Annotated in this window: 20 protein-coding genes; 9 read left to right on the top strand and 11 right to left on the bottom strand. The window is 61.7% G+C overall.

Annotated features, from left to right (window positions below; all coding sequences use genetic code 11):
- Positions 1 to 159: 159 nt before the first annotated feature.
- The 4 genes from V2B23_RS15635 to V2B23_RS15620 are packed head-to-tail and all read left to right on the top strand — an operon-like array spanning position 160 to position 3756.
- Positions 160 to 1785: a flavin-containing monooxygenase gene (locus V2B23_RS15635; RefSeq protein ID WP_430951195.1), complete on the top strand. Its 1626-nt coding sequence runs from the start codon at positions 160 to 162 to the stop codon at positions 1783 to 1785.
- Positions 1782 to 2573: a mycofactocin-coupled SDR family oxidoreductase gene (locus V2B23_RS15630; RefSeq protein ID WP_430951194.1), complete on the top strand. Its 792-nt coding sequence runs from the start codon at positions 1782 to 1784 to the stop codon at positions 2571 to 2573. The genes V2B23_RS15635 and V2B23_RS15630 overlap by 4 nt, the downstream gene beginning before the upstream one ends.
- A gap of 4 nt (positions 2574 to 2577) precedes the next feature.
- On the top strand, positions 2578 to 3402 hold the full coding sequence (locus tag V2B23_RS15625; RefSeq protein WP_430951193.1) for a mycofactocin-coupled SDR family oxidoreductase: 825 nt from the start codon (positions 2578 to 2580) through the stop codon (positions 3400 to 3402).
- A 51-nt stretch (positions 3403 to 3453) separates the two neighbouring features.
- Complete coding sequence (locus V2B23_RS15620) at positions 3454 to 3756, top strand: hypothetical protein (protein WP_430951192.1); 303 nt, start codon at positions 3454 to 3456, stop codon at positions 3754 to 3756.
- 1 nt (position 3757) lies between these two features.
- On the opposite strand, the gene V2B23_RS15615 is transcribed toward V2B23_RS15620, so the two are convergent.
- From V2B23_RS15615 to V2B23_RS15595, 5 genes are all read right to left on the bottom strand, one after another.
- Positions 3758 to 5200, bottom strand: coding sequence for an FAD-dependent oxidoreductase (locus V2B23_RS15615; protein WP_430951191.1), 1443 nt, complete (start codon positions 5198 to 5200; stop codon positions 3758 to 3760).
- A gap of 67 nt (positions 5201 to 5267) precedes the next feature.
- Positions 5268 to 5513 (bottom strand): hypothetical protein, encoded by a 246-nt coding sequence (locus V2B23_RS15610; RefSeq protein WP_430951190.1) that lies wholly within the window; start codon positions 5511 to 5513, stop codon positions 5268 to 5270.
- The gene (locus V2B23_RS15605) at positions 5513 to 5899 is read right to left on the bottom strand and encodes a nuclear transport factor 2 family protein (protein WP_430951189.1); all 387 of its coding nucleotides are present in this window, start codon (positions 5897 to 5899) and stop codon (positions 5513 to 5515) included. Before V2B23_RS15605 ends, V2B23_RS15610 begins: the two co-directional genes overlap by 1 nt.
- 149 nt (positions 5900 to 6048) lie before the next feature.
- The gene (locus V2B23_RS15600) at positions 6049 to 6549 is read right to left on the bottom strand and encodes a flavin reductase family protein (protein ID WP_430951188.1); all 501 of its coding nucleotides are present in this window, start codon (positions 6547 to 6549) and stop codon (positions 6049 to 6051) included.
- A gap of 168 nt (positions 6550 to 6717) precedes the next feature.
- On the bottom strand, positions 6718 to 8319 hold the full coding sequence (locus tag V2B23_RS15595) for a PQQ-binding-like beta-propeller repeat protein (RefSeq protein ID WP_430951187.1): 1602 nt from the start codon (positions 8317 to 8319) through the stop codon (positions 6718 to 6720).
- A 44-nt stretch (positions 8320 to 8363) separates the two neighbouring features.
- On the opposite strand from V2B23_RS15595, the gene V2B23_RS15590 reads away from it, so the two are divergent.
- The gene (locus V2B23_RS15590; RefSeq protein WP_430951186.1) at positions 8364 to 8975 is read left to right on the top strand and encodes a TetR/AcrR family transcriptional regulator; all 612 of its coding nucleotides are present in this window, start codon (positions 8364 to 8366) and stop codon (positions 8973 to 8975) included.
- Between the two features lie 73 nt (positions 8976 to 9048).
- Positions 9049 to 9735, top strand: coding sequence for a PadR family transcriptional regulator (locus tag V2B23_RS15585; RefSeq protein ID WP_430951185.1), 687 nt, complete (start codon positions 9049 to 9051; stop codon positions 9733 to 9735).
- A 33-nt stretch (positions 9736 to 9768) separates the two neighbouring features.
- Here the strand turns inward: V2B23_RS15585 and V2B23_RS15580 are convergent, their stop codons facing one another.
- Entirely contained in the window at positions 9769 to 10575 is an 807-nt protein-coding gene (locus V2B23_RS15580) for an IclR family transcriptional regulator (protein WP_430951184.1), read from the bottom strand.
- 271 nt (positions 10576 to 10846) lie between these two features.
- Here V2B23_RS15580 and V2B23_RS15575 point away from each other — a divergent pair, with 271 nt between their 5' ends.
- Entirely contained in the window at positions 10847 to 12193 is a 1347-nt protein-coding gene (locus tag V2B23_RS15575) for a DUF222 domain-containing protein (protein WP_430951183.1), read from the top strand.
- A gap of 144 nt (positions 12194 to 12337) precedes the next feature.
- Here V2B23_RS15575 and bphC read toward each other — a convergent pair whose 3' ends face one another.
- The 5 genes from bphC to V2B23_RS15550 form a co-directional block, all read right to left on the bottom strand.
- Entirely contained in the window at positions 12338 to 13249 is a 912-nt protein-coding gene (gene bphC / locus V2B23_RS15570; protein ID WP_430951182.1) for a biphenyl-2,3-diol 1,2-dioxygenase, read from the bottom strand.
- Positions 13250 to 13267: 18 nt separating this feature from the next.
- Positions 13268 to 14449, bottom strand: a complete 1182-nt coding sequence (locus V2B23_RS15565; RefSeq protein ID WP_430951181.1) for an acyl-CoA dehydrogenase family protein — start codon at positions 14447 to 14449, stop codon at positions 13268 to 13270.
- A 52-nt stretch (positions 14450 to 14501) separates the two neighbouring features.
- Positions 14502 to 15674, bottom strand: a complete 1173-nt coding sequence (locus tag V2B23_RS15560; protein WP_430951180.1) for a Rieske 2Fe-2S domain-containing protein — start codon at positions 15672 to 15674, stop codon at positions 14502 to 14504.
- A gap of 125 nt (positions 15675 to 15799) precedes the next feature.
- Positions 15800 to 16987 (bottom strand): alpha-hydroxy acid oxidase, encoded by a 1188-nt coding sequence (locus V2B23_RS15555; RefSeq protein WP_430951179.1) that lies wholly within the window; start codon positions 16985 to 16987, stop codon positions 15800 to 15802.
- A 58-nt stretch (positions 16988 to 17045) separates the two neighbouring features.
- Positions 17046 to 17600, bottom strand: a complete 555-nt coding sequence (locus V2B23_RS15550) for a hypothetical protein (protein ID WP_430951178.1) — start codon at positions 17598 to 17600, stop codon at positions 17046 to 17048.
- Positions 17601 to 17891: 291 nt separating this feature from the next.
- Here V2B23_RS15550 and V2B23_RS15545 point away from each other — a divergent pair, with 291 nt between their 5' ends.
- Positions 17892 to 18716, top strand: coding sequence for an SDR family NAD(P)-dependent oxidoreductase (locus V2B23_RS15545; RefSeq protein ID WP_430951177.1), 825 nt, complete (start codon positions 17892 to 17894; stop codon positions 18714 to 18716).
- An 11-nt stretch (positions 18717 to 18727) separates the two neighbouring features.
- Complete coding sequence (locus tag V2B23_RS15540) at positions 18728 to 20941, top strand: arylsulfatase (protein ID WP_430951176.1); 2214 nt, start codon at positions 18728 to 18730, stop codon at positions 20939 to 20941.
- The last annotated feature ends 3 nt before the right edge of the window (positions 20942 to 20944 follow it).

The following is a 20944-nucleotide window of genomic DNA, read 5'->3' as shown; positions in this document are numbered from 1 at the left end:
CCGAATACTAGGAGACCTGTTTGTCCGTTTCCCCAGGTGTAATTGCGGGTTCATCAACTCTCAACGTGATTGAAACAGGCAAGCAGGCCTGATGGCGACTGTCCATCCACCGGGAGAAGCCGTTCCGGAACTGATGGAGCACCTCGTACCGTTTTCACCATGACCGATCCTGATATCTCCACCGCACCACTCGACGTCGTAGTCATCGGCGCCGGCGTCGCAGGCCTGTACGCCATGTACCGACTCCGCAAGCAGGGATTGCGTGTCCACGGCTTCGAAGCCGGCTCCGGAGTTGGTGGAACGTGGTACTTCAACCGTTACCCGGGGGCTCGCTGTGACGTGGAGAGCTTCGATTATTCCTTCTCATTTTCCGAAGAACTACAACAGGATTGGGACTGGAGTGAGAAGTACGCTGCGCAGCCTGAGATTCTCGAGTACCTGGACCACGTAGCGGATCGGTTCGACCTGCGCAGTGGCTTCACATTCGACACGCGAGTGAAGAGCGCGCACTTCGACGAGGAATCTGCGCTGTGGCGGGTGCACACGAACGCCGGGCACGACGTCACCTCCCGTTTTGTCGTGTGTGCCACCGGCAGTCTCTCGACAGCGAACATGCCGAACATCGAAGGGCGAGATTCCTTCGCGGGGGATGTTTTTCACACCGGATTCTGGCCGCACGAGGGCGTCGACTTCACCGGGAAGCGAGTGGGTGTCATCGGCACCGGATCGTCGGGCATTCAGTCGGTACCGCTGATTGCCGAGCAAGCCGATCATCTGTACGTGTTCCAGCGATCGGCGAATTACAGTGTCCCGGCTGGAAACACGCCGCTTGACGACGCGCGCCGCGCCGAGATCAAGGCAAACTATGCGGAGCGTCGTGCACTCAGCAAGCGCAGTGGCGGCGGTTCGCCGTTCGTTTCGGACTCGCGAAGCGCGCTCGAAGTTCCCGAAGACGAGCGGACTGCAGCGTACGAGGAGCGATGGCGCCTCGGAGGAGTGCTGTTCGGCAAGACATTTGCCGATCAGACCAGCAACCTCGAAGCCAACGACACGGCACGCAAGTTTGCCGAAACCAAGATCCGATCCGTTGTGGAAGACCAGTCGATCGCGGATGTTCTGATCCCGAACGACCACCCGATCGGAACCAAACGCATTGTGACGGATACGAACTACTACCAGACGTACAACCGGGACAACGTCAGTCTGGTCGACCTGAAGAAGGCCCCGATCGAAGCGATCGATGCGGCGGGGATCAAGACCACCGAATCTCACTACGACCTGGATGCGCTGGTGTTCGCCACCGGATTCGACGCGATGACCGGTGCACTCGACCGAATCGACATCCGTGGGCGCGGCGGGGAAACCCTGCGTGAGAACTGGCATGCCGGGCCGAGAACGTATCTGGGACTGGGGGTCAACGGATTCCCGAACCTCTTTGTCGTAACCGGACCGGGCAGCCCGAGTGTGCTGTCGAACATGATCCTCGCGGCAGAACAGCACATCGACTGGATTGCGGACGCAATTGCCCATCTCGACGCGAACGATCTGACCACCATCGAACCGACCGCCGAGGCAGTCGACGGATGGCTCGACGAGTGCTCACGCCGAGCATCGGCCACCCTGTTTCCGTCAGCCAACTCCTGGTACATGGGTGCAAACATTCCCGGCAAGACGCGGATCTTCATGCCCTTCATCGGCGGGTTCGGCGTCTACAGCGATATCTGCGCGGACGTTGCGGCGCAGGGATATCGGGGATTCGAACTGAACAGTGTGGTCCACGCATGAGGCGGCTCGAGGGCATGCGGGTGCTCGTGACCGGTGCGGCCGGTGGCATGGGGCGCGCGCACTGCGTTCGGCTCGCCGAGGAGGGTGCGTCGGTGATCGCGTTGGATGTGTCGGCGTCCGGTCTCGATGAAACCGCGTCGGCCGTGCGTGATCTCGGCGGCGTGGCGGTTACGGGCACGGCAGACATCTGCAACTACGAGGAACTTGCCGGGGTGGTGGGGGACTGCGTCGCCGAAATCGGCGGACTGGACGTCGTTGTTGCCAACGCGGGGGTCTACGACACTCCCGGACCTTCGTGGACCATCGATCCGTCCGTGTGGAATCGTTCGCTCGACGTCAATCTGACCGGAACGTGGCACACCGTGAAAGCGTGCGTTCCGCACTTCGGCAACGGCGGATCTGTTGTTCTCGTCAGTTCGACCGCAGGCATCAAAGGCATTGCCGGAGCTAGTCATTACAGTTCCGCCAAGCACGCCGTCGTCGGTCTGGCCCGAACCCTGGCCAACGAGTTGGGAGCGCAGAGTATCCGCGTCAACTCAGTGCATCCGGGTTCGGTGCGAACACCGATGATCATCAACGAACGCGTATTTGCGAACCTGTGCCCGGACGTCGAGAATCCCACGGAATCCGACGCCGCGGCCGTCCTGAGTGCCCGAAACCTGTTGCCCGTGCCGTGGGTCGATCCGGTGGATGTGAGTAACGCTGTTCTGTTTCTTGCGTCCGAGGAGTCCCGCTACATGACCGGCTGCCAGTTGGTGGTCGACGCCGGCTTGACCCAGAAGGTGTGAACTGATGAGACTCGAGGGAAAGATCGCGCTGGTCACCGGTGCGGCACGGGGAATCGGGCGGGCCCAGGCCGTGCGTTTTGCCGAAGAGGGCGCAGATATCATTGCGGTCGACGTGTGTACTTCGGTGAACACCACGCTCACGCCGCCGTCGACGGAAGCTGATCTCGAGGATACCGTCGCGCAGGTTCGGGCCCTGGGAAGACGGATCGAATCAGCGGTGGTGGACGTTCGTGATCTCGAGGCGCTGCGAAATGCTGTCGACTCAGCGGTCGCAACACTCGGTGGACTCGACATCGTCTGCGCAACAGCGGGTATCACGTCCTCGGACGGGGCTCTGACAATGTCGGAAGACATGTGGCAGACAATGCTGGATGTGAACCTGACGGGTGTGTGGCACACAACTTCCGTCGCAGCGCCGCATCTGATCGCGCGAGGTGGGGGATCGATGACGCTCACCAGTTCCATCGCCGGGCTCAGAGGGCTCGTCGGTGTTGCGCACTACACGGCAGCGAAGCACGGCGTCGTGGGCTTGATGCGGTCGCTGGCAAAGGAATTGGCGCCGCACAATGTGCGCGTCAATACGGTGCACCCCACCAACGTCGACACTCCGATGATTCAGAACCCGGCGGTGAGCAGGAAGTTTCGCCCTGATCTGGAGAATCCGACGCGTGAAGAGTTCGCTGAAGCAGCGATGACGATGAACATGCTCGCGATACCGTGGATCGAACCGGTGGACGTCGCAAACGCCGCCCTGTTCCTTTCCTCCGACGAGGCCCGCTACATCACGTCCGTCGCATTGCCCGTGGACGCGGGTAGCTCGTCCCGTTGAGATCCGTCACGGTGTGTAGCGTCGGTTCCACCTAACCGAAAGGCGCACACCGTGACAGAACGACGCTATCTCGAAGTGACAGTCGGCACGAACATCATCCTGGTGCTCGACCACCGCACCGTCGAGGTATTCGATCGGACCGCGGCAAGCACCAGCGAGGTATGCCGCTGGCACGTCGAACACATTGGGGTGAAGGCAAAGCCGACGAAGTCGGGCCTCAAACTGACGATCGGCAACCGACTCGCCGACGACTCCATTGCCGTCGCCGGCGCGCGTGCCTCTCTGACGGTTCCGCCCGACGAGGAGGCGGCCGTGATCGCGTTTTTCGACGCGGTCAAGGCCACCCGCTCGTAGCTCAGGTGTCCGCGCCGGGCCTGCTCGCGGCGTGGGCGCCGGCAACACGACCGAATGCGAGGGCGTCGGCGATGTGGAATCCGCCGTCCTTGGCTGCGCTGTACGTGGAACTGACGATGCCTGCCGCATAGAGTCCGGGAATTGGATTACCGGCAGTGTCCAGTACCCGTGAGTGACCGTCGCGGCGCGGGCCGCCGTTGCTCCACCCCAGTAGCGGCGGACCGGATACGGCGTAGAACGGCGCAGTGGCAACGGGAGCCAAGGTCTCGGGGTTTCGGCCGAATGAATCGTCCACACCATTGGCACACGCTTCGTTGTAGCGGCGCACGCTCGTTTCGACGACCGTCGGGTCCAGGCCCAGCTTGTTTGCGAGTTCGGTCAGTGTGTCCGCCTTGACGATCCACCCCTTGTCGATCTCGGTTTGGTTGTCGGCGCTCCACTTGTAGCCCTCGTCGAGAATCTGACGTCCGACAGGCAGTACGTCGCGGCCGGGGCTCAGCGGCCCGGCCAACCTCATAGTCTCGTCGAAGACGATGTTCATCGAATGCACCGGAAAATGCTGGTAGGAACCTTCTTTGAACGCATGGCCGTGGCGCAGTTCGACCGACTCGTCGGTGAATCGGCGTCCCTCCTTGCTGAGGAACACGAAGTTGTGTGCGTTCCACAACGCGAGGTAGTGCCCCGACGGATCGTCTGCGTCGCCGGAGATTCCGGTGATGGTCATCATGTTGTTCATGTGCCACAGATCGGCACCAACTGCCTGCGCCATGCGATGCCCGTCGCCGGTTGCCGACGGTGATCCCCAGATTTTCGGGTTCTCGAGGCGGAGGTAATCGCGGACCATAGCCGGGTTTGCCTCGAAGCCGCCGGTCGCCAGGATGACACCTCGACGAGCGTACATCTGCGAAGTTGTTCCACCCGAGACGGTTTCAACTCCGATCACTGCTCCGGACTTGTCCGTCAGCAGCGTGGTCGCCTCGGTGTCGAAGAGTGTTGTGATGCCGCGTTCTGCGAGGGCGGAGACGAGGAAGCGGTAGAGCAGCTCGTTCCCCATCGCCCCGCCGATGGTGTCCATCCCTGCGTAGCAAGAACTTCCGTCGAGTTCTGCGTACTCCGCGGTGGAATGGTATTCGGCAGACATCGACACCGGTGCATCCAGCTCACGCAGCCAGTCCGAAAGTGCGTGTGTGTTCTCGGCCCAGGCGTCGATCACGTCGTCGGCGACGGTGAACGGTCCGTTCAAGGCGCGCAAGAACGTTCGGGCTGCGGCGGGGTCCTGGTTGACGAACCATCCACCGCCGGACAGTCGTGTGTTACCGCCGGCGGTGTCAGGCCCGCACTTCTCCAGGATCACCACCGATGCGCCGTCAGCGTGTGCTTGCAATGCTGCAGCCGAACCTGCTGCCCCCGAACCGATGACAATTACGTCGACATTGTTATCCATGTCACAACGTTAGGGCGGCCGAATTGCGTCGTACATGTAGCTTCCCAGTGAGCGAGAGAAGTCCTGTTCAGTACAGGGAACCGGGAACTGGGTAGCTACGTTCGCTCATTTCGACGGCACCGGCGTCGGCAAGGTCGTTGATGGTTTGACGCAACGACGAGCAGGAGCGCTGTGCGTACGGATTGTCGGACGGGCGCGCGAGTTCCGGGCAGACCTGCTCGGAATCCTCGAGCCACTGCACGCTGGTGTGCGCGTTGCTGTACTTCTCGATGAGAACCCGGTTACCGCAATGGCGGCAGCTGACCTGACGCATCAGCGTGAAATCATGTCCGACAGCGCCCAGAAAGCGCGTGTGCTGGTGATCTTGGCGTTCTCGTCGAACGTCATCACGTCGATGGGGGAGACCTCGTAGATCTTGTCACCCATCGGTGTGACGACGCGGAAATGGAACGCTGCGCTGGAACCGCTGACACGCAGGGTCAGGAGTTCGATCTCCTGCGTGCGACCTTCGAGAGCACCGAAGAATGCGGCAATCGCCTCGCGGCCGACAACGGGTTCGCTACCCACGGGATCCTCGAGAGTTCCGTTTTCGGCGTACAGGGCTGCGATGTCTGCGCTCGATCCGCGAGAAACCGCGTCGAGGTACGCGGTGACGGTCGCGGTGATCGCAGCGGCGGTATCTGGTTCGACAGTAGTCATCGACGTAATCCGATCAGTTGTGTCCCGGTGAAGTCGACTGTAAATGCCGACTTCACCGGACGTTATCGCTTGTGATCGCCACTATCGTCGGGTTCTCCCACGCAGCGGGACGCCCAGATTCAGGCGCCGGGGGCTTATATGTCGGAAGATTACGCGTCGAAGCGGCCGAAACCGCCACGGTAGAAGAGCAGCGGGCCGTCGTGGCGCAACACGGTCAGATCCGTGATGCGGGCAACGACGATCGTGTGGTCGCCTGCATCGTGCTCGTTTTCGATGGTGGCTTCGATCCGGGCCAAGGCGCCTTCGAGGGCAGGTGCGCCGTTGGAGCCGGCTTCCCAGTCGACACCGCTGAACTTGTCAGTGCCGCCGCGAGCGAAAGCCGAACACATGTCCTTCTGATCGTGCGCAAGAACGTTGATGCAGATGGACCCCGCTTCACGCAGCTTCGGCCAACTTGTCGACGTCTTGGCGGGGCAGAAGGACAGCAGCGGAGGATCGAGAGAAACCGAGACCAAGGACTGGCACGTGAATCCGAGTGGGGAATCACCGTCGTGGGCGGTGATCACCGTGACGCCGGTGCAGAAGTTGCTCATCACGTCGCGCAGTGTGCGCCCGTCCAGCGCCAGCGGTGCGGCATTTTCTACGGACATGTGTTTCTCCTCGATCAAAGCTCTGCAAACAGGGTGTGAGTCCCTACGATGTGGGGCAACGGCGCGGTAATCCAGCGCCAGTCCCACTCAATGGCAGCAAGAACTCTTCTGTCCAGGATCCTGCTCCACCCGGTCGACTCCGCACTCCCGGTGAGTAGAAGCGCTGTCCTACGGGTTCGGGATGAAGCCGTCGAGTCCGCCGGACGGTGCAATCAATTCGAGTCCGTCTGGCAGCGTCGGGTTGATCATCGGCGCGAGTGGTGCAACGGCCGTCGACGTCATGACGCCCAAGGTCGAGAAGATTCGGCCGTCCGGAGTGACGGCCAGGATGCCTTCCGTGGTGTCGGTGGCGAAGCCGATGTTGCGCATGCCCTTTCCGGTAGCTGGATCGATGTCGACGATGGCGGACTTCACCGGCACCGAGACGGGGTAACCCTGAATCGGGACGTCGTAGCCGTAGAAGACTTCGATGAGAATCGAGCCGTTGACCACCGTCGGGTTGCCGTTGCCACGCACGATGGGTGCGCCGTATACGTCGCTGACCGGGAGCGTTGCGTTTGTCAGCTCGCTGAGATCGGCGTCCCAGAGCTTTGCGCCTGCGGCACTGTATGCAGAGAGGACGCCGGGATTGGTGAGCGCGTAGATAGATCCTTGGGCGTCGACGGCCACCGCGGCAGCAGCAGCGCCGGACGGAGCGTTCCAGAGTTCCTTGCCGGATGCAGCATCGAACGCATAGAGGAGTCCCTCGTCGTCACACGTGTAGACGGTTTTGCCGTCGGGTGAGATAACGGGGCTCGAACCGCTGCCTGGGCCCATCTGTGCCGCGAAGGCAATGGAAATCGAGCCGGGAGCACCGTTCTTCGGCGGGGTGATGTCGAGGCCGTAGAGCGCGCCCTTGTCTTGTTCCTTGTCGGTTGCCGCGACGTAGACGCGTCCGGTCACCGAGTCCACCGCCGGAGTGTTTGCGCTCTGGACTATGCCGCCCATGATGATCTGGAAGATGGGATCCTTGATGGCAGGATCCATCATTCCGCCGGCCCACATGTTCGGTGACATCGGAGTTTTTGTGTGCCGCTTGGCTATTGAGCCGGGAAGCTGGAACACGGGTGCGCGCAGCTCTCCGGTTGCCCGGTCGACGACCATTACCTGACCGAACACGGTGGTGCCGAAAACTGCACCGTCCTTGGTGAAAGCGGCTGTGACAAAGGGGTTGACCGCCCGTGATCCGTCGGCAAAGGGGTTGGGGTTGGGCGCTGCCGGTAGGTCGATGACCCAGCGCAGGGCTCCGCCACTGGTATACGACCACAGTTGATCTGCGTCGCTGACAAAGATGTTGCCGTCCACGTCGATGATGGGCGAGGAGATGATCGCGGCCGAGTCGACGCCGGTCTTGCCGCTCCAAGCCGGCGTTTCCCAGACGATGGTGCCGAACTTGTCGAGCACGTGGAGGTTGGCGCTGCCCTCGGCCTTGCCGGTGGTGATGGCCAGGTTTCCGTTGGGCAGCATTGTGGGAGCGGTAAGAATCGACGCACCCTGCAGAGCTGTCCACCGGGTGTAACTCTGCGCGGGTTGAACCCCCAGTTGCTGACGACGATTGCCCGAATCGCCGTGCAGGGTAACCCAACCTGTGTCTGCGTAGACGGACGTGTCCGGGTCGAGGCTTCCGTCGATACTTCCGGTGCTGCTTCCGAACCCGGTAGCGAGGATCGTTGTGGCGGCAACGAGTAGGGATCCGAACCTGGCCGGGGTCATTGATCTCAATGGACTCATTAATACTCCTTATTAGTAGTAATCGGAAAGGTACACTAAGCGCCATGAGTACGGGAGAGCTCTCGACAAAACAAAAACTTCTCGAAGTGGCTGAAGAACTCTTTGCCACGAAAGGGATTGAGGCGACGCTGGTCGGTGACATCGTTTCGGGTGCAGGCCAACGCAATCCGTCGGCGTTGCGGTATCACTTCGGCTCCCGCGAAGGAATACTCCAGGCGATTCGCGAGAAGTATCTGGTGCAGTTGGAGGCTCGACGAACCGCGATGCTCGCGCGCTGGCAAGGAGACGCCACCCCGCGCGCGTGCGTCGAACTGATCGTGGTGCCGCTGGGGGAGATGCTCACCGGCGAAGCGGGACGCAGATACCTGCGCATTCTCGGCCAGACCATCTACCAGCTCGAACCCGAGCAGATCGATCAGGTTCCGCCGAACTATCCCAGCCTCGTCCGATCCATCGAGTTGCTGCGCGAATCCATCGGTCACCTGGCCGCCCCGCTGGTGGACGAGCGTGTGCGCGGCGCAATTCTGCTTGCCACCGCAATGCTTGCAGTCCGTGCACGTGACCTGGCCGGACGCCGTCGATTGCCCCTGTCGGCGGCGGACTTTCAAGTGAACCTCATCGACATGACAACGGCAGCACTGACCGCCAATTCGTGAAACTCTCCCGGTAGGCGGGCGCCGTGGTTTGTGGCGCACCAGCGCCATGTCACCGATTGTTAGACTTTGGTCCATGTCCGCACCCGAAGATGTATCCAGAGGGCTTCCCGCAACAAGCTGGGCGGTCCTCGGCATGCTTACGTTCGGTGAGGAACTGACCGGAAACGATCTCAAGAAATGGGCCGACTGGAGCCTCGGGTTCTTTTACTGGAGCCCTTCCATCAGTCAGGTCTACGCCGAGCTCAAGAAACTCGAGGGAATCGGGTTCGTGGAATCGCGCGTGGTGTCGGAGCCGGGAGTGCGGGGTCGACGCCTGTACGCAATTACCGAATCCGGAACCGAGGCCGTTCGCACGTGGTCGCGCGAAGCGCCCGTGGAGGTTCCCGTTCTCAAACACGGTGTCATGCTTCGGCTTTGGATGGGGCATCTCAACGATCCCGCGAGGCTCAAGGCTCTCGTCGGCGCACACATCGCCAACGTCGAAGAGCAACTGCGGCGTGCGGAACTTCACGCTGAGCACGCAGACAACGAGCCCGCATGGTCCTACCCTGTCATGACATTGCGGTGGTCGGTGCGCTACTTCCACGCTGAAATCGATCTCGCGCGTGGACTACTCGACGATATCGACCGAGCATCTACGGAGTATGCGAAGGTCTCCGAACATGATCTCCTCGGATCGCCGCTACCGACGACGCCCGGACGATGGAAGAACGTCGAAGATTATGTCCTCTCACTCAACCAGGGTCAGCGCGATATCTGAGTAAAGAGCTGCCCTCGGTAACCAACGCGTTACTCACGCCCTGGCGGCGGTGGGCAGATTTCGCAGCAGCTGGCGACGCTGCAAAGTTGGTGTGACAGTGTGAGATCCACCGTCGATGGCGCGCCAGATCGCGGACGCGGCCATCCGGACGGGTGCTGCGCTGATGTGATCATTACGCAGCGCCGTTGTCGGCCCACAAATCGAGACTGCCGCAACCGCCCGTCCGGGCAATCCGATCGGTGCTGCCAGACAGCTGAAGCCGGCCAACCCACTTCCACTTTCGAAGGCCACACCGGCCTCCCGAATCCGGGCACGCTGGGGATGTGTTGTGGACTGCGGCGAGGCAAAAGCAAGCAGTGCCTGTCCGAGAGCAGTCGTGGGAGCATCACGCCGTTCACCGACGCGCGTCGGGACGGCCGCGGCCAGGCGTCCGCCGATCTTCTCGAGGTACACCACATCGGAGCCGTCGAGAATGCCGAGGTGGACAACAAATCCAGTGACGCGGTACAGCTCGTGCAGCAAGGGCAATGCCGCGGTGTGCAGACGATCCTGGTGCACGGCGAGAGAGCCCAGCTCGACCAGACGCATACCGAGCTCGTAGTCGCGGCCGTCGCGTCGTAGCCATCGCATCGAGACCAGCCGCTCGAGCAGGCGGTGGGCGGACGATCGAGGAAGCCCGGTGCGACGAACAATCTGGGCGAGCGTGAGGCGGCCGGGACCGTCGAAGGTGTCGAGGACAAGTGAGACGCGATCGAGAACGGCAGTGGGTGTCGAGTCGACTCCCAGGTCAACCGATGCTGGCTTCAGGGCCGCTACTTCGGACTCCAGTGTCATTGTCATCGCGTCCACTACTCCTCTTCGATGAAAAATCTGTGAACTGGCTATTTCAATTAGAAATAGTGTCATACGACTCATGATTTGTGAAGTGAATCACGCAAATGCCCTGCGTCTGGGCATGGTGGCGGGGTGTACTCAGGTTTTTATGGGTGCTGTCGATCTCGAGCGGGCGGTGCATTGCGGCACGAGTCGGTTCCATTTCAGATGTGTCCGATATGCCCCTTGATTCGAATAGATGTTCGAGTAAAGTTGGGTCAAGGGTGGGGAGGCCTTGATGACGACGTTGAGCGATTTCGTTTCGGTGGGGGATGTTGTAGCCGGTTCGGCGGCGGGTGTGCGCGGAAGGTTGTGGCGCTTGCGCCCGGCCGAGGTTCGGGACGTTGCAGTCACTGTATCTGCGGAAATCCTTCGGTTGGAAGCGATTCGGGTTGCCGCGGTCGACGAACTGGCACTCAACCCGGACGAGCAGGTGCTCTGCTACCGCGGTGTGGGGCGCTGGTTGGCGGCAAACACGATGCTGCAGAACGCAGCCGGCAACAAGATCGCAGCCCTCGGTGCCGCACTGCGAGGGTTTCCGGACATTGCCGCTCAATTCGAGGCCGGTGACCTCTCGTTCGATCATGCAGCAATAATCGCCGCGTTCTGCGAATCACCACCAAAAGGTATGCCTACGACTGCTTTACCGTCCTGCATGAAAACCCTTCTCGCTGCCGCATCCGGGGTGGAGGCCACAACCATAAAACTGCGCTATGCGATCGCGGTTCTGGAGCGGATCTTCGAATCGGATGAGATCCCGCCTGGTGAGGACGATGATCTCAACGTCTTGCGGATTTCGCCGACGCTCAACGGTCGGGTTGCCATCAAGGGTGATTTCGATGCGTTGACCGGTGAAATGTTGTTGTCGGCGCTCTCGAAGTTGTCGATGCCGAAACCGGCTGCTGACGGAACTCCGGATCAGCGCTCGGCAGCCAAGCGCACCGCCGACGCCTTCACCGAACTGATCCGACGGTATCTCGATAATGCTGTCACCGGTGTCGATGGTGGTCAGCGTCCGCATGTGAATGTGCATATCACCGCGAAAGATCTTGCCGAGCATCGGGAATGCGCCACCATGCGAGCTGACAGCGATGTCGCATCGGACGACGACGAGCCTGATTTCGAAGATCTTGACGTCGGCTACATGCCCTGGATGGGACCACTCAGCGTGAGCCTGACCCGCATGCTCGCGTGCGACTGCATGCTCTCCACCGTCCTGATGGACGGCAACGGCGCACCGCTCGATGCAACGCCACACAAACGCCTCGTCACAGCAGAACAGCGGACGGCACTGATCGCCCGGGACAAAGGCTGCGCCTTCCCCAACTGCGATGCCGTCCCCGCCTGGTGCGACGCCCACCACATACAACCCTGGTCAACCGGCGGTCTGACGGTGATGGACAACCTCACCCTCCTCTGCCGCAACCACCACCGATTGATCCACAGCACCAGCGGGTTCCGCGGCATCTGGGAAATCAAAATGGGCACCGATCACAAACCGTGGTTCATCCCACCAGTCGCGATCGACCCGAAACAACGACGCCGCCGCTCCACCACCCGCCAAGGCCCAGTCCACCGAGACTGAACCCGGCTGCGCCGGAACTACATACCGCGTGAGAGCTTCGCATCACCCGTCAAGACGATGCGAGGCTCACACGTCTGTCTGCAGATCCGGGCACAAGAAAAGGGCTTGCGCACAAACGTGCGCAAGCCCTTTCCCAGTGGAAATCTACATCGCTGCCAGCGGTTCGCTGCCCGACCAGTCATGGCCCCAGTAACTGTCGGCGGTGATCTCTTCTGCCGAGTAGGAGTCCTGATCCACCTTCGACCCCTCGGTGCCGAACTCGATGTCCCAGCCGCCGGGTGCCCGGACGTAGAACGAGACCATCTTGTCGTTGGTGTGCCGGCCAAGGGTCGAGGACACCGAGAAACCGTCCTTCACAACCCGATCGAGAGCCTGCCCGACGGCGTCGAGGGTATCCACCTCGACCATGATGTGGATCAAACCGGGTGCGCCGCCGTGCGGGGCGGGGCACAGCGCCAAGCTGTGATGGCGCTCGTTGACCCCGAGGAAGCGGATGCGCAGGGGTCCGAACTCCGGCGGGGCGGGCAGGCGGAATGCGCCGCGCGGATAGAAGCCGAGAACGTCGGTGTAGAAATCGAAGCTCGCCGCGCTGTCCATGACCGGAAGAACAACGTGGCCAAGGCCCTGTGAGCCGGTGACAAATCGCGCGCCGAACGGTGTAACCACCGGGCTGTGATCGAGGATCGCGCCGTGGAAGATTTCCACAGTTGCGCCGCCGGGATCGGTGAAGGTGATGACCTCTTCGACCCGGCGTGCGTCGGCCTCGGCCAGGGGAAGTTGCTCGACCTCGGTGCCGAACTTCTCCAGTGCGGCCTGAACGCGTCGTAATGCGTTGCGGTCGGCGACCTCCCAGCCGATGCTGACGATCTCGTCGCGCTCGCCCTCGACGACGACGATGCGTGCGGCGCGCTCGTCGAGACGCAGGTACAGCGCGTTCTCGTCCGGGCCACTGCCCTTGGCGAAGCCCAGAACGTCGAATGCAAAAGTGCGCCAACGGTCCATGTCGTTGGTGGAGATCTTGACGTAGCCAAGTCCCTTGATGTCGGTGTGCGTCATCGTGTGTCGTTCCTTATGTCAGATCATTGCCCGCAGCGGGCCCTGCGGATCGGCGCCGAGGCGGCTGAGTGAGGCAGCGTGGAATACGGTGCCGGGGACGTGGATTGCGTGATGCTGACCGGCATGGGCGTCGCGCCAGAAGCGCTGCAGTGGCTTGTCCATGCGAAGGGCGTTACCGCCGCAGCGCGGGTAGACCTGGTCGATGGCATTGATGGCGCGCCATGCAGCCTGGACCTGGGTCTGTCGACCTTCAGCGCGCTGTTCGAAGGTCACTTCCTTGCCGGCGTCCACGCGATCCCACATGCGATCGACATTGGCCAGCAGGGTATCTCTCGCTGCGCGAATATCGGCCGTTGCCTGGCCGATTGCGAACAGTGTGTAGGGATCGTCTTTGATCGCTGTGCCCTGGGCATTGATGCGATCAGCCTGGTATTCGTTGGCGTGGAACAGCATTCCCTCGCAGATGCCGATGGTCGCGGCTGTGATCCCGAGGGGGAACATGTTCGACCACGGCATCAAGTACAGCGTCTCGGTGCGTCCGTACTTGCGTACAGCGGTACCGTCGATGACCTCGTCGCAATCCATGACGCGGTAATCGGGAACGTACGCGTCCTTGACCACAAGATCTTTCGACCCGGTGCCGCGCAAACCCATGACGTCCCACGAGTCTTCGATGATCTCGTAGTTGGTGCGCGGAATGATCACGTGCAGCATTCTGGGCGGCATCTCCATGTTGCCGTCCTTGTCACAGGCCATGGCGCCGAGGAATGCCCAATCGCAATGGTCGGTGCCGGAGGAGAACTGCCAGCGGCCGGAGAACTTGTACCCACCGTCAGTGGGAATGCACATGCCGCCGGGCATGTAGGGAGAGGCCATCCAGGTATCGGGATCGGAACCCCAGATTTCCTGCTGAACCTTCGGATCGGCAAACGCCAACTGCCACGGGTGAACTCCGACAATTCCGTGGACCCATCCGGCCGACGGATTGAGCGACGCCATGCGCATCACGGTTTCTGCGAACTCGCGCGGATGCGCTTCCATGCCGCCGTATTCCTTGGGCTGCAGCATCCGGATCGACCCGGCGGCCTTCATCTTCTTGGCGGTGTCGTCTGCCAACCGCCCGATTTTCTCGGCCTCGACACCTTCTTGGAAGATGTCGTCGGCCATCAAGTTGATCTGTTCGAGCACTTCGTAACTCATGGTCACCCTATGTTGTGTTGTGTCGTGTGGTCTCGGTCAGGACGGGCTCTGATCAGGACGTGGTCTGAGGTGCCTGGGTTTCGCGGGCTGCGACGTTGTCGGCAACTTCCTGTTTCCAGCTCGCCACCGCTCGGGTGGTGTCGATTTCGAACTCGAAGCGCTTGGTCATGTCCTCGGTGACGTCCTCGATGTCGGTGTAGAACTGGTTGTACCAACGTCGCAACTGATATACCGGGCCGTCTTCTTCGGAGAGCAGTGGATTGTCGATGGGAGCCTTGTTCTTCCAGATCTCCACGTCCTGAAGGAATCCCGTCTCGACGCCCTCGGTGAACTGCGCGGCCATCGCCGCCGTGTCCTCGTCGCTCATCCCGGGAAGCTTCTTGACCATGGCGCCGTACTGCAGCACGAAGGCGTTGTTCGAGATCGGGTAGTGGCAGTTGATCAGCACGGTCTCGATGATCTGACCGTTGGCCTCGCTCTTGAGCCAGTCGATCATGTACGACGGACCGAAATACGATGCGTCCGAACGGAGAACAGCGTTGGGATCGCCGTAGTTCGTGCCGCTGATGACATCTTCACGTCCCACCGATTCCATGTACTGGCTCGCGACGTGACCTTCGAAGATGTTCTTGAAATACCGCGGGAAGGAGTAGTGGATGTAGAAGAAGTGAGCCATGTCCACGACGTTGTCCACGATCTCGCGGCAATGCGAGCCTTCGATGGTGAGCGTGTTCCAACTCCAGTCGGACCACTCGTCGCTTCCGAACCCCTCGATCTCGGGGATGGTGACCTCGGCAGGCGGGGGATTGCCCTGCGGATCGTTCCAGACGAACAGCTGGCCGTTGCGCTCGAGTGTCGTCCAGGCGCGGGTCTTCGCCAGCGGCGGAACGCGTCGTGCGTAGGGAATATCCGTACATTTTCCGTTGCCGCCCCAACGCCAGTCGTGGAACGGGCACGCGATCGAATCGCCCTTGACCGTGCCCTGCGCCAGGTTGCCGCCCATGTGGCGGCAGTAGGCGTCGAGGATCTTGATGTTGCCCTTGCTGTCGGCGAAAACAACCAGACTGGTGCCGAAGATTTCGATCTGATGGGGCGTTCCGTCGCGATACGTCTCGCTGAGTCCGAGGCAATGCCACCCCCGAGCAAATCGCGTCGGGGGAGCCGCCGCCTCGATTTCTCGAATTTCCTCGTCTGCCGTTGTGGGTGAGTCCGTGCTGAGCGACATGTTTCCTCCGAGCCGCGCCTGACGACGCTGTCAGTAATGTGATCCACCCCATAGAACCGTTGGCGTGGTCCTCCCGGATACGGGCATTCCCGCTGGATGGAACACTTACTCTCGGGACCGGAAACTCAGACTCGTCTCATGATGTGGGAGCGATCGAGTTCGGCAACGTCACGTACGCCCATGAGGGTCAGAGTCCGAGCAATCTCCTCGCGGAAGATCTCGAGAACGTGCGCGACGCCGTCCTCACCGCCGACCGCCAATCCGTACACGTACGGTCGGCCGATTCCGACCGCGGTCGCTCCGAGTGCAAGAGCTTTCACCACGTCGCTGCCACGACGAATGCCACCGTCCAGGTAGACGGGAACACCGCCGGATCCGCCCACTCGATCAACCACCGCCGGCAGCGCCTCGATACTCGAGAGCGCGCTGTCGAGTTGGCGTCCCCCGTGATTCGACACCACAATTCCGTCAGCACCCAGACGGACCGCAGCAGCGGCATCGTCCGGATCGAGAATGCCCTTGACGTACATCGGACCGTCCCACAGATCGCGAATCTTCGCCAAGTCGTCCCAGCACAGTTCCGGGCGCAGGAGACTCACCTGCTTCTGTGCTGATCGCACTGCGGCAGCGGCGCCGCGCTCGTCGACCAGCATGCGCGACGAGATTCGCTGGTGCTTGAGAAAGTTGTAGGCCCACCGCGGTTTGCGGGCCGCGTCGAGCATGCGCGATGGCGAGAGGGTGGGCGGGATCCCCATGCCTCGCTTACGTTCGCCTTCCCGGTTTCCGGTCACCGGAACGTCAACCGTCACGAACAACGCGCTGTAGCCGGCATGATGTGCGCGGTCGATGAACTTCTTCGCCAACGATTTCCCGGTGCGGACACTGGTCCACGGGTAGAGCTGGAAGAAATGGTTCTCGGAGGTGGCGTCCGCGATCTCTTCCACCGTGTAACTCGATGCGGTGGAGATAACCGCGCGGGTGCCGACGCGTTCGGCTGCCCGAGCCGCAGCGCGCTCACCGGTCCATTGGATCAGCCCGGTCATTCCGGTGGGAGAGAGGAAAACCGGGAGATCAAGCGCTGTGTTCCCCACTTTGGCGGTCAGCCCTTGACCTTCGTTTCCGGTCAAAACCCGTGAGCGAAGCGCCCACTTGTCGAAATCGTCGACGTTGGCGCGCAGCGTAACTTCGTCCTCGGCGCCGCCGTCGACGTACGCCCAAATCATCGCGGGGAGTGCCTTGCGGGCACGTTCGCGGTAGTCAGCGACGGTGATCGGTGACGTACGTGAGGACAGAGTGAATGCAATGGCCGACATGGAGCCACTCAATCACCGGAGATTTGCCCGGTGACCGCGTGATCCCGCTCGGTGGAACTTACCGATCCGAGAGCGCGGTCTCCGCCACGGTGACCCATGCCCTGCCCGCGGTAACGCCTGTGTCATCGGTTGCACTGACGATGAAATCGGAAACATACTCCGAATCCTTGCGATACCGGGCGACGGCAGTGCAGGTAAACGTGAGCTGCGCGGCATCGGAGACGAAGATCCGGGTACGGAATCGACGGATGCTGTCGGCATCGAACGCGGCGCCGACGTGTGCGGAAAGTGCGGACGAAGTGCCCGCGGCGACAGGACCTTTGATGTCGCAGGCGATTCCCGACGCATATACCTCGGCAACCAAGTGCCCGTACACGTCGCGGTAGTCGGTTGTCCGGGCGATCCGCGACGGGCCGCCGTCGGTGGACGGGATTCGTTCGAGTGAACGGATGCTCCCCACAACAGTGTCCGTGGGGCGTGGCGGGCCGAAGAACACCACGTCCTGTTCGTCTGTCGACGCGTCGATCAAGCCGGCGGATGCGTCGTACAGCGTCGAAAATGTCGGCAACACCGCGTGCGCCAAGGGATTCTCGTCGACAAGAATTGCAGTCACGATAACCTCCGTTTTCTCCCGGCCAGTCGGCCGTTCGAGTGGGTGATGGCAACGCTAGTGACGATCACCGCCGTTACACCATTTGCTCCCGCTCATCGGGAATGTGTGCGGAAGTGCCCTGCAATGCAGGTGGGACGTGGCCGTGGTTTCGGTAGGCGAGACACCAGTGTCGACGGCAATCCCGTTGTTCCACCGTGCGGGAGATCCCCTGTCGAGCGGCCCGCGAGGCCGAATAGTGTGACCAGAAATCCGACAGGGCGACGTGTCACTGCAGGTCACGGAGGGAATGCGATGAAACTCGAAGAATTACGCGGCGGAACAGCAGTGATCACCGGAGCCGGAAGTGGAATCGGCGAGGGCCTGGCCCGCGAAGCTGCCACTCTCGGAATGAATGTTGTCCTGGCGGACATCTCCGCCGAGCGCCTCGAGGCGGTGGCGGCCGATCTTCGGGCAGACGGAGCCCATGTGCTGACGGTGCCGACCGATGTCACCGTTGCCACAGATGTGGACGCACTGGCGGATGCGACCTACGCAGAGTTCGGTGCTGTGACTCTCCTGGCAAACAATGCCGGCCTCGAATCCGTCGGGTTCACGTGGGACATACCGGCGGACGAGTGGCGCCGGGTCATCGACGTCAACCTGAACGGCGTCTTTCACGGTATCCGCTCGTTCGTTCCCAGAATGGGCGCCGACCCGGGGCCCGCCCACGTCGTCAACACCGTCTCGGTCGGCGGTGTGGCGATCACACCGAAAATGACGGCGTACGCGGCCTCGAAGCACGGCGTGCAGGCGCTCACCGAAAGCCTGTATCTCGAATGCGCCGAACAGTTTCCGCAGATCCGCGTATCGGTGTTCAGCCCGGGGCAGGTTGCCACCAGGATTTTCGAGGACGTCGCAGTGCGCCCCGAATCCGGGTCGGACACCGAGTTCTGGCGAGAGAACATCAGAGAAGGTATGTCGCCGGCCGCTGCGGCCAAAATCTACTTCGACGGTGTTGCGCAGGAAGAGTTCTGGATACTCACTCATCCCGATTCGTTCGACCGTCTGGCCGGAAAACGGGCCCAAGTTCTGACCGGAAAACTACGTCCGGACGCACTTTTCGACGGCCGGAACTGAAAGGTACTGCTATGAAGGACAAGGCACCTAACGTACTGATCGTCTTGGTTGATGACATGGGATTTGGCGCCACCTCGCCGTTCGGTGGACCGATCGACATGCCCACGGCGCAGCGACTCGCCGACCACGGTTTGAAGTACAACAGGTTTCACACCACGGCGCTGTGTTCGCCGACCAGAGCATCGCTGTTGACCGGCCGAAATCCGCACGCGGTGGGGTTCGGTACCGTCACCAACTTCGAGAGCACAGACCCCGGATACAACTGCACAAGGCCGGATAGTGCCGCAACGCTCGCGATGACCCTGCGTGAGAACGGCTACAACACAGCAGCATTCGGAAAGTGGCACCAGACTCCGGGTGTCGAGACGGGGCCGGCCGGACCGTTCGATCGGTGGCCGACAGGGGAGGGGTTCGAGCACTTCTACGGATTTCTCGGCGGATCCACCGATCAGTACTACCCGGCTCTCCACAACGGCATCACTCCTGTGGACGCCCCAGCAGGTCCGGAGGAGGGCTACCACCTCTCCGAAGATCTCGCCGATCGCCTGATCGACTGGGTGCGCCACCAGCAGGCGGCCGCGCCGGACAAACCCTTCTTCACGTATCTGGCTCTGGGAGCGACACATTCACCCCTTCAGGTACCGGCGCAGTGGCGGGATAAATACGCCGGGAAGTTCGCGCACGGGTGGAACCGCCAGCGCGACATCACCGTGGCACGCCAGCACGAGTTGGGCGTCGTACCGGAAGACGGACAGCTGACGGCGTGGCTGGATTTCATTCCTCAGTGGGATTCGATGAGCGACGAAGACCGTCGCGCGGCGGAATTGCTCATGGAGTTGTACGCAGGTTTTGCCGAGCACACCGACGCTCAAGTCGGGCGGGTGATCGACGCACTCGAAGACATGGGCACGCTCGAAAACACCTTGGTTTTCTATATTCTCGGCGACAACGGCGCGGCCGGGGAAGGCGGCATGCTCGGCACCGCCAACGAGGGCATCCTGTTCAACGGTCTGAAGGACACGTCGGCGCGGATCATCGACAAGAGTGCGGAATTGGGTGGACCGACCACTGCTCCGCAATATCCGATCGGGTGGGCGCTGGCGATGGATACGCCCTACCAGTGGGTGAAGCAGGTTGCGTCGCATTACGGCGGCACCCGAAATCCGTTGATCGTGCACTGGCCGTCCGGAATCGGCTCGGGCGGCGAGATTCGCGAGCAATGGCACTTTGTGTCCGACGTCGTTCCCACAGTTCTCGAAGCTGCGGGAATCGAACAACCGGAGATTGTCGGCGGCGTGGCGCAGCAGCCGATGGATGGAGTGTCGATGCTCTACAGCTTCGACGCCCCGCAGGCGCCTGATCGGCGAACCACGCAGTATTTCGAAATATTCGGCAACCGCGGGATCTACCACGAGGGGTGGGTGGCGTGTACCGCTCACCGCGTCCCGATGCAGGCGGCATCCGGTGACAAGCCATTCGAAGACGATGTGTGGGAGTTGTACGACACGAATACCGACTGGACCGAAGCCGCCGACCTGGCGTCGACCCGGCCGGACAAACTTGCCGAGCTTCAAGCGGTGTTCGAACGCGAGGCGGTCCGAAACCAGGTACTACTCGACAACACTCGCATGCAGAGAATGCGCAAGGGGTCGGTGAAGCCGGCGCCGAGTTCGCACACCTACCCCGGGTCGATGCCACCCTTACTGCCGGACGCGGCACCCAAACTGTTCAATCGTTCGCACGCGATCACTGCGAACGTCGAACTGTCGGAGGCAGGCCGGACCGGCGTTGTCGTGGCTCAAGGTGCGCGCGCCGACGGCGGATGGAGTCTGTATGTGCACGACGGCGCCCTGACGTACTGCAACAACGTCGCCGATCTGCATGTGCAGCACGTTCGTAGCCGGGTGGTGATCGAACCCGGCCGTCACGACCTGCGGATGGAACTGCACTACGAGGGCGACGGTTTGGGCTGCGGCGCGCAGATCGTGCTTCTGGTGGACAGCGTCGTTGTTGCGTCGGAGCGGATCGAGCGGACGACACCGTTCTACATCGGTGGAACCGGCCTGCTGACCATCGGGCGATGCCACGGCGTCGCAATCAGTTCCGATTACACCGACCGGGATCGTTTTGTGGGGACCGTGCGATCCGTCCGGGTCGATCTCGATGATCTGCCGCCGCGTGAAACGGAAGCGGATCTGGCGCGGATTGCGTTTGCGGTGCAGTAGGGC

The organism is Rhodococcus sp. 24CO, assembly GCF_050586165.1.
Lineage (GTDB): Bacteria > Actinomycetota > Actinomycetes > Mycobacteriales > Mycobacteriaceae > Rhodococcus_F.
The sequence above is the reverse complement of the archived record's forward strand: the minus strand, read 5'-3'. Positions and strand labels throughout refer to the sequence as shown.

What these genes read in the sequence shown, in the direction of transcription:
- V2B23_RS15635 (WP_430951195.1), top strand. Translation starts at nt 160, where the DNA reads ATGACCGATCCTGATATCTCCACCGCACCACTCGACGTCGTAGTCATC.
- V2B23_RS15630 (WP_430951194.1), top strand. Translation starts at nt 1,782, where the DNA reads ATGAGGCGGCTCGAGGGCATGCGGGTGCTCGTGACCGGTGCGGCCGGT.
- V2B23_RS15625 (WP_430951193.1), top strand. Translation starts at nt 2,578, where the DNA reads ATGAGACTCGAGGGAAAGATCGCGCTGGTCACCGGTGCGGCACGGGGA.
- V2B23_RS15615 (WP_430951191.1), bottom strand. Translation starts at nt 5,200, where the DNA reads ATGGATAACAATGTCGACGTAATTGTCATCGGTTCGGGGGCAGCAGGT.
- V2B23_RS15610 (WP_430951190.1), bottom strand. Translation starts at nt 5,513, where the DNA reads ATGCGTCAGGTCAGCTGCCGCCATTGCGGTAACCGGGTTCTCATCGAG.
- V2B23_RS15605 (WP_430951189.1), bottom strand. Translation starts at nt 5,899, where the DNA reads ATGACTACTGTCGAACCAGATACCGCCGCTGCGATCACCGCGACCGTC.
- V2B23_RS15600 (WP_430951188.1), bottom strand. Translation starts at nt 6,549, where the DNA reads ATGTCCGTAGAAAATGCCGCACCGCTGGCGCTGGACGGGCGCACACTG.
- V2B23_RS15595 (WP_430951187.1), bottom strand. Translation starts at nt 8,319, where the DNA reads ATGAGTCCATTGAGATCAATGACCCCGGCCAGGTTCGGATCCCTACTC.
- V2B23_RS15590 (WP_430951186.1), top strand. Translation starts at nt 8,364, where the DNA reads ATGAGTACGGGAGAGCTCTCGACAAAACAAAAACTTCTCGAAGTGGCT.
- V2B23_RS15585 (WP_430951185.1), top strand. Translation starts at nt 9,049, where the DNA reads ATGTCCGCACCCGAAGATGTATCCAGAGGGCTTCCCGCAACAAGCTGG.
- V2B23_RS15580 (WP_430951184.1), bottom strand. Translation starts at nt 10,575, where the DNA reads ATGACAATGACACTGGAGTCCGAAGTAGCGGCCCTGAAGCCAGCATCG.
- V2B23_RS15575 (WP_430951183.1), top strand. Translation starts at nt 10,847, where the DNA reads ATGACGACGTTGAGCGATTTCGTTTCGGTGGGGGATGTTGTAGCCGGT.
- bphC (WP_430951182.1), bottom strand. Translation starts at nt 13,249, where the DNA reads ATGACGCACACCGACATCAAGGGACTTGGCTACGTCAAGATCTCCACC.
- V2B23_RS15565 (WP_430951181.1), bottom strand. Translation starts at nt 14,449, where the DNA reads ATGAGTTACGAAGTGCTCGAACAGATCAACTTGATGGCCGACGACATC.
- V2B23_RS15560 (WP_430951180.1), bottom strand. Translation starts at nt 15,674, where the DNA reads ATGTCGCTCAGCACGGACTCACCCACAACGGCAGACGAGGAAATTCGA.
- V2B23_RS15555 (WP_430951179.1), bottom strand. Translation starts at nt 16,987, where the DNA reads ATGTCGGCCATTGCATTCACTCTGTCCTCACGTACGTCACCGATCACC.
- V2B23_RS15545 (WP_430951177.1), top strand. Translation starts at nt 17,892, where the DNA reads ATGAAACTCGAAGAATTACGCGGCGGAACAGCAGTGATCACCGGAGCC.
- V2B23_RS15540 (WP_430951176.1), top strand. Translation starts at nt 18,728, where the DNA reads ATGAAGGACAAGGCACCTAACGTACTGATCGTCTTGGTTGATGACATG.